The following is a 12,918-nucleotide window of genomic DNA, read 5'->3' as shown; positions in this document are numbered from 1 at the left end:
GCTACTCGCCGGCGGCGAAGCGCCGGCAATGCTCCAGATACCCCGCTTCATGGCTGCTCACGAGCTGGACGATGCTGTTCCACAGCCACATCGGTGCGTCGATCGTCTTCGCGCGGTTGCGGCCGAGTTCGGTGCGCCATGCCGTGCGTGTCGGCTTGTCCATCTGGCGCGCGTGGGCGGCGCCGACCGCCGCACCGAGATAGCGCGCGACGTCACGCGCATCGTCCTCGGCGAGCAGATCGATGTCGAGCTTCAGGTCCTGTGGCAGCAGTTCGCGGATCACGACCGCGCGATCGAGCAGGCGCGCGGCCCGCATCCGCTCGCCGAGGGCCGGCGACAGATGCCGTGCGCCTTCCACGACGCGCTCGGCGTTGTCGCGCGGCATCGTGGCCGTTTCGTCGCGCGGTGCAGCGGCTGTCACGCCCTCCTTGATGTCCATCAGACACAGGTCGTCGCCGTCGCGCACGTCGCCGTCGATGTCGAGCAGCACCGCGTAGCGCAGTCGTCCAAGCGAACTGCAGCCTTTCACCCAGTACGCCGCGTCGAGCACGTCGACCTTGCCTCCGTCCTTGCGGCCCTTGAGGCTCGTTGCGAGTGTCGCGATCGCATCGTCGCTGAACAGCTTGCCGATCGCGCGGGATTCCTTCGCACTCAGCGGCCAGAAGCGACGGCCAAGCGGAATCGTCGGCGCGAGCCCTTCGATCCGTTCGATCGCGAGTTGCCGCCACGAGCGGCGCATGGCCTGCTTCATCACGAGGTGCACGGGTTCGGGGCGTTGGGGCAGCTTCGCGTGGCGGCTGCCGAATGCCGACGCATAACCCGCCGTCATCGCCTCCATCATGTGCACGATCGTCAGGCCCGCCAGTGCGGACCCGCGCGCGGCCGTCGCCAGCGACAGCCCGAGGCGGATCAGGTCGTGAACGGGATTGCCAACGACCGTCTGGTCGAGATCCCGGATCTGCACGTCGACCTTCCCTTCGCTGTTCGCGACCGGGCCGAGATTGCCGGTATGGCAGTCGCCACAGATCCAGATCGACGGCCCGTGCGGCAGTGCGCTGCCGTTGGTCTCGACGAGCCATTCGTAGAAACGCGCCGTATTGCCGCGCACGTACGCGTGAGGTGAGCGCGCCATCTTCCGGCGGCGCTGTTCGGTCAGGATCGCCTGGCGCCCGGCGGGTTTCGGCATGCGCTTCTGCTTGTGTTTCTGCTTCGGCTGTGACTGGTTGCTCATTCGGTTCTCCGGATGTTCCTGTCGTGTGCGGCATGCGGCTTCGTCACGATGCCATTGATCGATGCCTTTCTGCAAACCGGCAGCGTCGCCAATGTCCGCTCCCCGGCCTGCCGTCTCATGCTTCGTTCGGCCGGATCGGGGCCATCCACCTGGACGATGTGCGCCGGCGCGGGTTGCGCACAATGACCGTCGAACCCATTCCCGACGTCTCCCCGACATGGAACCCACCGAATTGTCCCTCGCGTTCAACCCGCTGCAGATCGGCCCGCTGACGCTGCGCAACCGCCTGATCAAGTCCGCGACCAACGAGGGCATGACGCCGAACGGTGTGCCATCGCGCGCGCTCGTCCGTTTTCACGAACGCATCGCCGAAGGCGGCGCCGCGCTGACGACCGTCGCGTACTGCGCGATCAGCGACGACGGCCGCACGTTCGTCGACCAGGCGCGGCTCGACGCGCCGACGGTCCGCCAGTTCCGCGCGTTGACCGACGCCGTCCATCGCCACGGTGCCGCCGCATCCGCGCAGATCACGCATGGCGGCTGCTTCACGTTCCTGCCGTCGCTGTCGACCAAGCGGCCATTGAGCGCGTCGGGCGGCTTCAACAAGGTCGGCGTGATGAGTGGCCGCTTCCTGAAGCAGGCGATGACGCACGACCAGATGTCGACCATCGCCGACGAATTCGCGCAGGCCGCACGCCATGCGCGCGACGCCGGCTTCGATGCAGTCGAGATCCACATGGGGCACGGCTATCTGCTCAGCCAGTTCCTGTCGCCGCTGTACAACCGCCGCCGCGACGCGTATGGCGGCGACGCGGCGCGGCGTGCCGCGTTCCCGGTCGAGGTGCTGCGCCGCGTGCTCGATGCGGTGGGCCGCGACCTCGCCGTCGTCTGCAAGATCGGCGTGACCGAAGGCGTGCGCGGCGGCGGAACCGCCGACGACGCTTGCGAAGTCGCGCGGCGGCTCGAAGCCGAAGGCGCGCACCTGCTCGTGCTCAGCGGCGGGATGAACGTCGAATCGGTGTGGCAGCTGTTCGGCAGCCCGTTGCCCGGCGAGGCGCGCGCGAATGCCGACAACGCGATCGTGCGCGCGGCAATGGCGTTGCAGAAGCTCACCGAGCCGAAGATGGGCGCGTTTCGGGAGATGTATTTCCTCGAACACTCGAGGAAGGTGCGCGCGGCCGTCAGGATGCCGCTCGCTTACCTCGGCGGCGTACGTTCGCGCGAGAACGTCGAGCGGGCGATGCGCGAAGGGTTCGACGCGGTGGCGCTCGCACGCGCGCTCGTGTTCGAGCCGGATTTCGTCAACGGGCTGCGCGACGGCCGGCTCGCGCAGTCGGGCTGCACGTCGTGCAACCGTTGTGTCGTGTCGATGTACACGCCGGGCGGCACCGCGTGCGTGCTGCGCGAGCCGAACGACCCCGCGCCGAACCGCGTGCCGGCCGCCGGCATCTGAGGTTTGACGTGTAACGCGTGATGCCCGACACCCGATGCCTGATGCGGGCGCCGCGGCCGCTCAGCCGGCGTCGCGTGCGCGGGCGAGCGCGGCGAGATTCCCTTCCCCGAACCCGTGGTGCCCCTTGCGCTGCACGATTTCGAAGAAGATCTCGCCGGGCCGGCGCTTGACGAAGGTCTGGAAGAACAGGCGCGGCACGCCGTCGCTGCCGATCTCGCCGTCGACCAGCACCGCGCGGCGGCGCAGCGCGTCGAGGTCGACGCCGTGCCCCGGCAGCCGTGCGTCGACCTCGTCGTAATAGCGGGCCGGCGGCTCGACGAATTCGACGCCGTTCGCCCGCAGCGCATCGACGCAGGACAGGATGTCGTCGGTGGCCAGCGCGACGTGCTGCACGCCTTCACCGGGGTGGTCGGGCAGGTACGCATGCATCAGCTCGGTGCGCCGCGTGCCTTCCTCATAGACCGGAATCCGCACCGCGCCGCACGGCGACACCATCACGCGCGATTCCTCGGACACATGCCAGTGCGCATCGATTTCGTGGATCTCGCGAAAATGCAGCAGGTCGTGGTAGAAATCCAGCCACTCCTGCATGCGCCCCGCGCCGACGGTCTGCGTGAAATGATCGACCTGCTGCAGCCCAACACCCACGCAGTCGAGATCGGTATGTGCGGTTGCGATGTCGATCGGCCGGAAATCGATGTCGAAGATCGAAATATCGCCGACGCCGCCGCGCTGGCCGTCACGCCCGCGCCAGCGGTCGACGAAATAGAGGTGCGAATCGCCGATGCCCTGGATCGCCGGAATCTTCAGCTCGCCGACGCCGACCTTCTCGCCCTCGAACGCCCACGCGCCGAGCTCGATCGCCCGCTCGAACGCGCGCCGGGCGCTGGCCACGCGCAGCCCGATCGCGCAGACGCCCATCCCGTATTCCTCCGCGTAGCGCGCGGCGAACGAATCGGGCTCGGCGTTGATCAGGAAGTGCATCTGCCCTTGCCGGTACAGCGTGACGTTCTTGCTGACGTGCCGCGCGATCGCCTTGAAGCCGAGCTGCTCGAAGCGCTGCGCAAGCGCTTCCGGCACGGGCGCCGCGAATTCGACGAACTCGAGGCCGGCCATCCCAAGCGGATTGGCAACCGGATCGGCAACGGGCGGCGTATCGCTGGACAGGGGGTGGGAAGTGCCGGGCATTCCAGTCTCCGGGGGCATGCGTCGATGGGGATGGCGCTCGTTGCGTGCGGGATGCGCGGCCAGGGTGGCGACCGCGCGTCCGCCCCGAACGGGCGAGTTTTCAATGCTGCCAATTTTAACCAGTTCGTTCACGGCGGCACACCCTGGCCAAACGGGATATCGTCACGCCGCCTAGTGCAAACCCGGAAAGCGTTCGATAATCGCACGGATTTGAACGATAATCGCGCACTCTGTCCGATTGGCCAATTGCCGCCATGCGGCGCGCGCCCTATTCTCCGTTCACTCATCGACTTCAATGCAGCATCGGACGCGGCGCCGCCACGATTCCACGATGCGCCGTGCCAGGAGACATCGCCATGACCCCAACCTTCGACACCCTCGACGCCGCAGCCGGCGCCCGCGCGCGCAGCCAGGCCCGCAAGGCCGCGATCGGCAGCTTCGTCGGCGCCGTCGTCGACTGGTACGACTTCCTGCTGTACGGGATCGTCGCCGCGCTGGTATTCAATTCCGAGTTCTTCCCGAAAGTCAGCCCGACGATGGGCACGCTCGCGGCGTTCGCGACCTTCGGCGTCGGCTTCCTGTTCCGGCCGCTCGGCGGCGTCGTGTTCGGCCACTACGGCGACCGGCTCGGCCGCAAGCGGATGCTGGTGCTGACCGTGATGCTGATGGGGCTGTCGACGGTCGCGATCGGCCTGCTGCCGGCGTTCTCGACGATCGGCTGGTGGGCGCCCGTGCTGCTGGTGCTGATGCGCGCGATCCAGGGTTTCGCGGTCGGCGGCGAATGGGGCGGCGCGGCGCTGATGGCCGTCGAAAGCGCGCCGAAGCAGAAGAAGGCGTTCTACAGCAGCGGCGTGCAGGTCGGCTACGGCGTCGGCCTCGTGCTGGCCACGGGCATCGTGTCGATCCTGAGCCACACGCTCGGCGAGGCCGCATTCAAGTCGTGGGGCTGGCGCCTGCCGTTCGTGTTCAGCATCGTGCTCGTGCTGATCGGGCTGTGGGTGCGCAAGAACATGGACGAATCGCAGGAGTTCGTCGAGAAGGTCGAACACGGCAACCGCAAGCTGCGCCTGCCGGTGCTGGAAGCGCTCACGCGCCATCCGAAGGCATTCCTGCTGATCATCGCGCTGCGCCTCGCTGAACTGTTCACGATGTATATCGTCACCGCGTTCGCGCTCAGCTATTCGACGACGAACCTCGGCATGTCGCGCGACCTGTTCCTGAACATCGGCTTGCTGGTGGGCGCGGTGAGCTGTGTGACGATTCCGTGCTTCGCGTGGCTGGCCGACCGCTACGGCCTGCGCCGCATCTACCTGATCGGCGCGCTGATCGGCCTGGCGTCCGCGGTGCCGTTCTTCGTCGCGCTGGAAGCGCGCTCGATCGCGTGGATCGTGATCTTCTCGATCCTGCTCGCGAATGCCGCGCACGACATGGTCGTGAGCGTCCAGCAGCCGCTGTTCACCGAGCTGTTCGGCGCCGAATACCGCTATAGCGGCGCGGGCGTCGGCTACCAGTTCGCGAGCGTGGTCGGCGGCGGGTTCACGCCGTTCATCGCGGTCGGCCTCGTCAGCATGGCCGGCGGCTCGTGGCACCTCGTCGCCGGTTATCTTGCGGTGGGCTGCCTGATCTCGCTGGTGGTCGCCGCGCGGATGCGGGCGGCGCAGTAACACCCTGACCGGATGGCCGGCCCGATGCGCGGCCGGCCATCCCGCGTGGCTCGACGATGACCTGCAATGGTGCCACGGCCTCGCGTTCGAGCGCACGACGTCAAACACTGTCAGTTACACGCGTCGATTCGCCCTTTTCCCCGCTGAACATGCCACGCCGCCCGCCGACCAATGGCATCATATGGGCCTACGTCAGTCACCGATACGCCCCCATATCATGTCGAATCTCATCGTCCACGGCGGCACTCCGCTGCGCGGGGACATCAAGCCGTCCGCGAACAAGAACGCCGTCCTGCCGATTCTGTGCGCCACCCTGTTGACCGATCAGCCGCTGCGCCTCATCGGCGTGCCGGACATCACCGACGTGCGCAAGATCCTCGACATCTTCCGCACGCTCGGCAGCGACGTGTCGGTCGACTTCACGACGGGCCTGCTCGAACTCCACCATCGCAACACGAAATTCGATCCGGCCGTCCACCGGCTGCCGGAAGCGATGCGCTCGTCGATCATGCTGATCCCGCCGCTGCTCGCGCGCTTCGGCGTCGCGCGCCTCGAGAACGACGTGAAGGGCTGCACGCTCGGCGTGCGCGAGATCGATCCGCACGTCGAGGTGTTCGAGCGCTTCGGCGCGCACATCGAGCGCACGCCCGATTCGCTGATCGTCCGCACCGACGGCCCGCTGACGGCCAACGACCACTGGCTCGACTACGCGTCGGTCACGACCACCGAGAACTTCGCGCTGTGCGCGACGGCCGCCAACGGCACGTCGACGCTGATGAACGCCGCGTCCGAGCCGCACGTGCAGGAGTTCTGCCAGTTCCTCGCGATGATCGGCGTCGCGATCGAGGGCATCGGCACGTCGCGGCTGTGCGTGACGGGCGGCCGCAAGCTCGGCGGCGGCGAGTTCCGCTTCGCCGAGGATTTCCACGAGATCGCGACGTTCCTCGCGCTCGGTGCGATCACCGGCGGCGACATCACGGTGCGCAACTCTTCGCCCGAACATTTCCCGCTGATCGACCGCACGTTCGCGAAGTTCGGCGTCAACGTCACGCACCGCGACGGCTGGTCGCGCGCGGAGCGCGACGGCCCGCTGCGCGTGCGCCGGCCGTTCACGCAGAACATCCTCACCAAGGTCGAAGCCGCGCCGTGGCCGTACCTGCCGGTCGACCTGCTGCCGATCTTCATCGCGCTCGGCGTGCGTGCGGAAGGCAGCGCGATGTTCTGGAACAAGGTGTACGACGGCGCGCTCGGCTGGTCCGGCGAACTGTCGAAGTTCGGCGCGCACGTGCTGCTGTCCGATCCGCACCGGCTGATCACGTTCGGCGGGCTGCAACTGACGCCGGCGCGCGTCGAGAGCCCGTACATCATCCGTGTCGCGATCGCGCTGCTGATGGTGGCCGCGAGCATCGAAGGCCGCTCGGAAATCATGAACGCGCTGCCGATCCGCCGCGCACACCCGCACTTCGTCGAGAACCTGCGCTCGGTCGGCGCGAACGTCGAGTGGACGAGCAGCGAGTAAAGCCCTGACGGTACGGCGCAAGCGCTGCGAACAGCCGTACCATCCTCCCCACCCGGCCGGCACCTGCGCCGGCCGCGCCTTCCCGCGTTACTCGCCTCCTCCGCAATCGACATCGCCGCCGCCCATGTGGTCGAACCCGTAAAGCATCACGGCCGTCGTGCCGCGCGCGGGGTTGCTCGGGCGTTTCGCCAGGCTTTCATCGAGTGGAGACGACGGGTACTGGACGCTCGTGTCCATCAGGTTGCCCGGCTCCGAGCGCAACTCCGCTTCGGTCAGCTTGCTTCCTTCCGCGCGCGGCAGCCCGAACGCCTTGCGCACGTCCGCTTCGTTCCACGTCCCCTTCAGCGTGACGGTGACCATCTGCAGCCTGCCTTGCTCCCAGTCGAGATCGACCTTCGTCGCGAGCGGATGCACGCTGGCCGCGAGCCGGTCGGGGAACGCCGGGCCCTCGTAGTAGGCCTTCGTGTTCTTGCACGCGTCGCCGGTGTTCCGGTACTGCTTCAGCGCGCAATTGAAGCGCTTGTCACGGTAGCCGAAGGACGTTTCGACGTAGCAGCCGAATTTCGGTGACGTCATGCGCGGCCACGCGCGGATGTCGGCGGTCGGCTTCGGGAGGAGTGTTCCGGACGAAGGATTCGCCGCGGCAAGCAGCGGCACGGCCGCGACGAGCACGGCCAATACGGATTCGCGAATTGTCATTGTTCTGTTCCAGTCGAGGCGCCGATTCTAGCGCGGCTTCGCCAGCGTAATCGTGCCTGCGATGCTGCGGAACAGCGGCAAAGCCTGCGGCATGTCTTCCACACAGGTTGCGCAAGTCAGGCTGGCCCAATAGTTCGGCGTGGTGCCGATTGTCGTCGACGGTCATGTTCCGGGCCTGGAGCACGCATCCACCGTCGAATGAAACGAGCCCTGATCAAGCGTCGTGGAGATCAGAACTGCGCGATAATCGCCCATTCACGCGCGATGACCGCGCATTCCGACGCCTGATCACGACGATGAAAAAGCCCGAACTCGACCGACGCGACTGGATTGCCGGCCTCGAAAAAGGCCTGGCGATCCTCGAGGCATTCGACAGCCAGCATGCGCGCATGACGCCCACCCAGGCCGCCGCGCGCACCGGCCTCACGCGCACGGCCGCGCGGCGCTACCTGCTGACGCTCGAATCACTCGGCTACGTGTACACCGACGGCAAGCTGTACGGTCTCACGCCGCGCGTGCTGCGGGTCGGCTGGTCGTACTTCGATTCGGCCCGCCTGCCGCGCACGGTCCAGCCCTATCTGCAGCAATTGAGCGCGTCGCTGAACGAGTCGGCGTACGTGAGCGTGCTCGACGACTGGGAACTCGTGTTCATCGCGCGCAACGGCGTGTCGCGCGTGATGACGACCGGCTTCGTGCTCGGCGCGCGCGTGCCGGCGCCGCTGACGTCGCCCGGCGTCGTGCTGCTCGCCCATCATCCGGATCGCGAAGCCGTGCGCGCGTGGCTCGACGACACCGAACTGCCGCCGTTCACGCCGCACACGATCACCAACAAGGCGCGCCTGCTCGAACAGGTCGACCAGGCACGCGACGCCGGTTTCGCGGCGATCGAACAGCAATTGCAGGTCGGCGTGCGCGGAATCGCGGTGCCGCTGAAGAACCGTCATGGTGAAGTGGTCGCCGCGCTGAGCACGAACATGCCGATCGGCGCGGAGACGACCGACGCGGCCGTGCGGCGCGTCCTGCCGCATCTGCAGGAAGCCGCGCTCGCGATGCTCAACGTGCTGTAGCGAGGCGCGGAGACGGGGAAGCCGTGCGCCGGAACGGGCCGCGCAGCGTCATCGTCACCGTCACCCGATCCGCCACCACCGCGGCAGCAGATCGCGCACTTCGCGCCGCCGGTAACGGTCGTCGATCAGGTGCACGACGCCTTCGTCGTGCTCGGTGCGGATCACGCGCCCTGCCGCCTGCACGACTTTCTGCAAGCCCGGGTACAGGTACATGTAGTCGTAGCCGTTGCCGAAGCGCGCGTCCATCGCACGCCGCATCTGCTCGTTGACGTCGTTGACCTGCGGCAACCCGAGCGTCGCGATGAACGCGCCGATCAGCCGCTCGCCGACCAGGTCCACGCCTTCCGAGAACGCGCCGCCCAGCACCGCGAAGCCGACGCCGCGCCCGCCTGCGTCGAAGCGGGCGAGAAAGGCGTCGCGCTCGCTTTCCGCCATGCCGGGCGCCTGCGCCCAGACGGGCACGTCCGGATGCCGCGTCTGCATCAGCGCGACCACGCGCCCCAGGTAGTCGAAGCTGCTTAGGAAGCCGAGGTAGTTGCCGGGCCGTGTCGCGTATTGCGCGGCGATCAGGTCGGCGATCGGTTCGAGCGAACGGTCGCGGTCGCGCCAGCGCGTCGACACGTGGCTCGCGACGCGCACCGTCAGTTGCTCGGCGCGGAACGGCCCGTCGACGTCGAGCCAGCCCGTGTCGCCGGGCAACCCGAGCGTGTCGCGATAGAAATGAAACGGGCTCAGCGTGCCCGAGAACAGCACGGTCGCGCACGCGGCTTCGTAGCGCGGCGCGAGAAAGCCGGCCGGAATCACGTTGCGCACGCACAGCGTCGACTGGACGCGGCGCCGGCGGCCGGCCGACGCCACGCCGTCCAGCGCCGGCTGGCGCGGCATCGGTTCGCCGTGCAGCGTCGCGTCGAAGATCGACGCGCTGTCGAACGCTTCGGCCAGCACGCCGAACTGGATCGCCTCGAAATGAAACCGCAGCAGTGCATCGCCGTTCGCGCGCGGCGCGTCGGCCAGGTGTTCACCGATTGCCGCAACGAGGTTCTGCACGGCCGACACGATCGGGCCCGGAATCTCCGGATACGCGGCATAGCGCTCGGCCTGCGCGCGACTGACCGAGCCCCAGGCGCGGGCGAGCCGGTCGAACGCCTTGCGCAGTGCCGCGGGCGCAACCTCGCGCGCCGCCGCGAACGCGAACGGGTCGAGCGATGCGCTGTACATCTTCCTCGCGCGATCGAGCAGGTTGTGCGCTTCGTCGACGAGCACGCCGACGCGCCACTGGTTCTGCTGCGCGAGCGTGTGCAGCATCGCGCTGCCGTCGTAGTAGTAGTTGTAGTCGCCGATCACCATGTCGGACCAGCGCGCGAGCTCCTGCGACAGGTAGTACGGGCAGACGTCGTGCGCGAGCGCGGCCGCGCGCACCGTGTCGCGGTCGAGCAGCCCGGCCTCGATGGCCGCATCGCGCGCGGCCGGCAGCCGGTCGTAGAAGCCTTTCGCGAGCGGACACGATTCGCCGTGGCATGCGCTGTCCGGATGCTCGCACGCCTTGTCGCGCGCGACGAGTTCCAGCACGCGCAGCGGCAGCACGGGCGTGCCGACGCCGAGCGTCGTCGCCGCCTCGAGTGCGAGCGCGCGGCCGGGTGTCTTCGCGGTCAGGAAGTACACATGATCGAGCTCGCCCTCGCCGCAGGCCTTCAGCAGCGGAAACACGGTGCCGAGCGTCTTGCCGATGCCGGTCGGCGCCTGCGCCATCAGGCACCGCTCGTCGCGTGCCGCGCGATAGACGGCCACCGCCAGCTCGCGCTGGCCGCTGCGGAACCGGCCGTGCGGAAACGCCAGCGCGCGCAGCGCCGCATCGCGCGCCGCCCGATGGGCCGTCTCGCGCTCGGCCCAGCCGACGAAGCACGCGCACTGCTCGGCAAAGAACGTCGCAAGCTCGGCCGCGCCCAGCGTTTGCGTCAGCACCGTCTCGCGCTCGGACACGATGTCGAAATAGACGAGCGCGACGTCGATTTCCGGAAAGCTGCGCGCGTCGCACATCAGGTGCGCGTAGACCTTCGCCTGCGCCCAGTGCAGCGCGCGGTGGTTGTCGGGCATCGCATCGAGGCTGCCGCGATAAGTCTTGATTTCCTCGAGACGGTTCGCCACCGGGTCGTAGCCGTCCGCGCGGCCGCGCACGGTGAGCGTGCCCCAGGTGCTGGTCAGCGCGATCTCGGTTTCGTAGCGTGCGCCGCGATTCGACGTGACCGCGCCGTGGCCGGCGATGCCTTCGAGCGCGGTCGGTGCGGGCGTGAAGCGCAGGTCGAGGTCGCCGCGTCGCGCGGTGAACTCGCACATCGCCCGCACCGCGACGACGTAGCTCATGCGGACAGTCCCGCCGCTTCGGCGTGCGCGACGCCCTCACCGGCCCACTCGACATCGATCACGCGCACCGGCATGCCGTGCGCGACGCAGTACGCGAGCCAGCGCGTCTGGTTGTCCTGCAGGCGGTCGCCGGGGCCTTTCACCTCGATCAGCTCGTAGCGGCGCTCGCCGGGCCAGAAGCGGACGAGATCGGGCAGCCCCGAGCGGTTGCTGCGGATATCCGCGAGCAGGCGCGTGAACCACAGCCTCAGGTGTTCGGGCGGCAGGCATGCGAGCGCCTCGTCGAGCAACGCGTCCGTCAGCACGCCCCAGAACACGAACGGCGATTGCAGCCCGGCCTTCGTCGCGAAATGCCGGCGGATCGTGTCGCGATAGGCGCCCGAATCGAGCTGCGCAAAGCACGCGGCGAACGCTTCCGCACGACGCGCGAGGAAATCGGGTGCGTGCAGATCGGCCGGGCCGCGCTGGAACGGGTGGAAGAACGCACCGGGCACCGCGGCGAACACGGGCTCCCAGCACAGCAGCCCGAACAGCGAATTGATCAGCGTATTTTCGACGTAATGGACCGGCGAAGCCGGCTGCGCAAGATGGTCGCGCACGGCGAACTCGACACTGACGAACGCATCGGGACGCGCGATCACGAGCGTCGCGCGCGGCACGTCTGCGGCGGCAGCGGCACGTTCGACACGCTGGCCGAGCCGGCGCTGCAGGCGCGGCAGCATGCGCTCGACACGCTGGCGCTCCTCGTCGCTCTCGAAGCTGCAGCGCGCATCGAGCGCCAGCGCGAGCGCCTCGCCGTCACGCCCGCAGCGTTCGAGCACGCGGATGCGCCGATGGCGGCTGCCGGGCCATGCGCTGCGTGCATACGCGTCGAGCGCGCCGTCCCAGTCGGCCCGGCGCTCACACGTCTGCCCAAGCGCGAACATCAGCTTCGCGCGACGCGTCGCGAGCCACGGCTGGGCGCAGCCGACCGCGTCGATGGCGCGCATCAGGTCGTCGAACGGCAAATCGTCGGGCCACGCGTCGAGCGCGTCGCGACACGTCTGCAGCGCGAGATACGCATCGACGTCGCCGCGCTGCTGGAACGCACGCGACGACGGCGCGATCGGCACGCTTTCGTACTGGAACACGCCGAGATCGGCGAGCACGAACTCGCTCCAGTCCTGATGGAGATTGCCGAAGAACATCAGGCGCAGCCGGTCGCACAGCGCGCCGACCGTCACGCGCAGCACGCGGTCGCCGGCCTGCGCGCACCACGCGTCGAGCGGTTGCGCGACGTCGTGCGCGGGCCGCAGCCGTTCGAGCCATTCGGGCTTGCGCTCGCCCGCATGCGCGGCGAGTGCCGGGAAGATGCGCAGCAGATCGGCCTTGGTCGACAGCGCGAACAGTTCGTCGAGCGTCAGCGCAGGCGCCGGATCGACCCAGCCGAGTGCGACGAGCGGCGCGACCGCGTCGAGCGTGCAGCCGATTTCGTCGTAGACGAGCTTGCTGGCGCGGAAGTCGGACCCGTTGCGCATCAGCATCCGCACGAGCAGCGCGCGCGACGCCTGCGGCAGCGTCGCGAACTGCCGGACGAACGCGTGCTCGTGTGCGTCGAACAGGTCGTCGTAACGCGCGCCGAGCCAGGCCAGCGCGCGTTCGAAATTGGTCAGGTAGTAAAACGCCGGGGGCGTCGGCGATGCAGGCGTCACGGGGATCGATCACTGTACATTTGTACAGGTCGGAATCATATCAAA

General features: G+C 68.3%; 9 protein-coding genes. 4 read left to right on the top strand and 5 right to left on the bottom strand.

What is annotated here, in order from left to right:
- Position 1 precedes the first annotated feature (1 nt).
- Positions 2 to 1,231 carry a DUF2252 family protein gene (locus CFB40_RS25015; RefSeq protein ID WP_089432681.1) on the bottom strand — a complete coding sequence of 410 codons (1,230 nt, stop codon included), beginning with the start codon at positions 1,229 to 1,231 and terminating at the stop codon, positions 2 to 4.
- 217 nt (positions 1,232 to 1,448) lie between these two features.
- Between CFB40_RS25015 and CFB40_RS25010 the strand changes: the two genes are divergently transcribed.
- Positions 1,449 to 2,684: an NADH:flavin oxidoreductase gene (locus tag CFB40_RS25010; RefSeq protein ID WP_089427500.1), complete on the top strand. Its 1,236-nt coding sequence runs from the start codon at positions 1,449 to 1,451 to the stop codon at positions 2,682 to 2,684.
- A gap of 60 nt (positions 2,685 to 2,744) precedes the next feature.
- On the opposite strand, the gene CFB40_RS25005 is transcribed toward CFB40_RS25010, so the two are convergent.
- Positions 2,745 to 3,872: a 4-hydroxyphenylpyruvate dioxygenase family protein gene (locus CFB40_RS25005; RefSeq protein WP_089427501.1), complete on the bottom strand. Its 1,128-nt coding sequence runs from the start codon at positions 3,870 to 3,872 to the stop codon at positions 2,745 to 2,747.
- A 356-nt stretch (positions 3,873 to 4,228) separates the two neighbouring features.
- Between CFB40_RS25005 and shiA the strand changes: the two genes are divergently transcribed.
- Entirely contained in the window at positions 4,229 to 5,536 is a 1,308-nt protein-coding gene (shiA, locus tag CFB40_RS24995; RefSeq protein ID WP_089427502.1) for a shikimate transporter, read from the top strand.
- Between the two features lie 217 nt (positions 5,537 to 5,753).
- Positions 5,754 to 7,055 (top strand): UDP-N-acetylglucosamine 1-carboxyvinyltransferase, encoded by a 1,302-nt coding sequence (locus CFB40_RS24990; protein ID WP_089432680.1) that lies wholly within the window; start codon positions 5,754 to 5,756, stop codon positions 7,053 to 7,055.
- Positions 7,056 to 7,142: 87 nt separating this feature from the next.
- On the opposite strand, the gene CFB40_RS24985 is transcribed toward CFB40_RS24990, so the two are convergent.
- Complete coding sequence (locus CFB40_RS24985) at positions 7,143 to 7,754, bottom strand: hypothetical protein (protein WP_089432679.1); 612 nt, start codon at positions 7,752 to 7,754, stop codon at positions 7,143 to 7,145.
- 296 nt (positions 7,755 to 8,050) lie between these two features.
- Here CFB40_RS24985 and CFB40_RS24980 point away from each other — a divergent pair, with 296 nt between their 5' ends.
- Positions 8,051 to 8,821: an IclR family transcriptional regulator domain-containing protein gene (locus CFB40_RS24980; RefSeq protein ID WP_089427504.1), complete on the top strand. Its 771-nt coding sequence runs from the start codon at positions 8,051 to 8,053 to the stop codon at positions 8,819 to 8,821.
- A gap of 60 nt (positions 8,822 to 8,881) precedes the next feature.
- On the opposite strand, the gene CFB40_RS24975 is transcribed toward CFB40_RS24980, so the two are convergent.
- Together CFB40_RS24975 and CFB40_RS24970 are read right to left on the bottom strand one after the other, a co-directional pair.
- The gene (locus CFB40_RS24975; RefSeq protein WP_089432678.1) at positions 8,882 to 11,182 is read right to left on the bottom strand and encodes an ATP-dependent DNA helicase; all 2,301 of its coding nucleotides are present in this window, start codon (positions 11,180 to 11,182) and stop codon (positions 8,882 to 8,884) included.
- Positions 11,179 to 12,873, bottom strand: a complete 1,695-nt coding sequence (locus tag CFB40_RS24970) for a VRR-NUC domain-containing protein (RefSeq protein ID WP_089432677.1) — start codon at positions 12,871 to 12,873, stop codon at positions 11,179 to 11,181. The genes CFB40_RS24975 and CFB40_RS24970 overlap by 4 nt, the downstream gene beginning before the upstream one ends.
- Between the last annotated feature and the right edge of the window lie 45 nt (positions 12,874 to 12,918).

Origin of the sequence: Burkholderia sp. AU31652 (assembly GCF_002223155.1) — a bacterium.
Taxonomy (GTDB): domain Bacteria; phylum Pseudomonadota; class Gammaproteobacteria; order Burkholderiales; family Burkholderiaceae; genus Burkholderia.
The sequence above is the reverse complement of the archived record's forward strand: the minus strand, read 5'-3'. Positions and strand labels throughout refer to the sequence as shown.

What these genes read in the sequence shown, in the direction of transcription:
- CFB40_RS25015 (WP_089432681.1), bottom strand. Translation starts at nt 1,231, where the DNA reads ATGAGCAACCAGTCACAGCCGAAGCAGAAACACAAGCAGAAGCGCATG.
- CFB40_RS25010 (WP_089427500.1), top strand. Translation starts at nt 1,449, where the DNA reads ATGGAACCCACCGAATTGTCCCTCGCGTTCAACCCGCTGCAGATCGGC.
- CFB40_RS25005 (WP_089427501.1), bottom strand. Translation starts at nt 3,872, where the DNA reads ATGCCCGGCACTTCCCACCCCCTGTCCAGCGATACGCCGCCCGTTGCC.
- shiA (WP_089427502.1), top strand. Translation starts at nt 4,229, where the DNA reads ATGACCCCAACCTTCGACACCCTCGACGCCGCAGCCGGCGCCCGCGCG.
- CFB40_RS24990 (WP_089432680.1), top strand. Translation starts at nt 5,754, where the DNA reads ATGTCGAATCTCATCGTCCACGGCGGCACTCCGCTGCGCGGGGACATC.
- CFB40_RS24985 (WP_089432679.1), bottom strand. Translation starts at nt 7,754, where the DNA reads ATGACAATTCGCGAATCCGTATTGGCCGTGCTCGTCGCGGCCGTGCCG.
- CFB40_RS24980 (WP_089427504.1), top strand. Translation starts at nt 8,051, where the DNA reads ATGAAAAAGCCCGAACTCGACCGACGCGACTGGATTGCCGGCCTCGAA.
- CFB40_RS24975 (WP_089432678.1), bottom strand. Translation starts at nt 11,182, where the DNA reads ATGAGCTACGTCGTCGCGGTGCGGGCGATGTGCGAGTTCACCGCGCGA.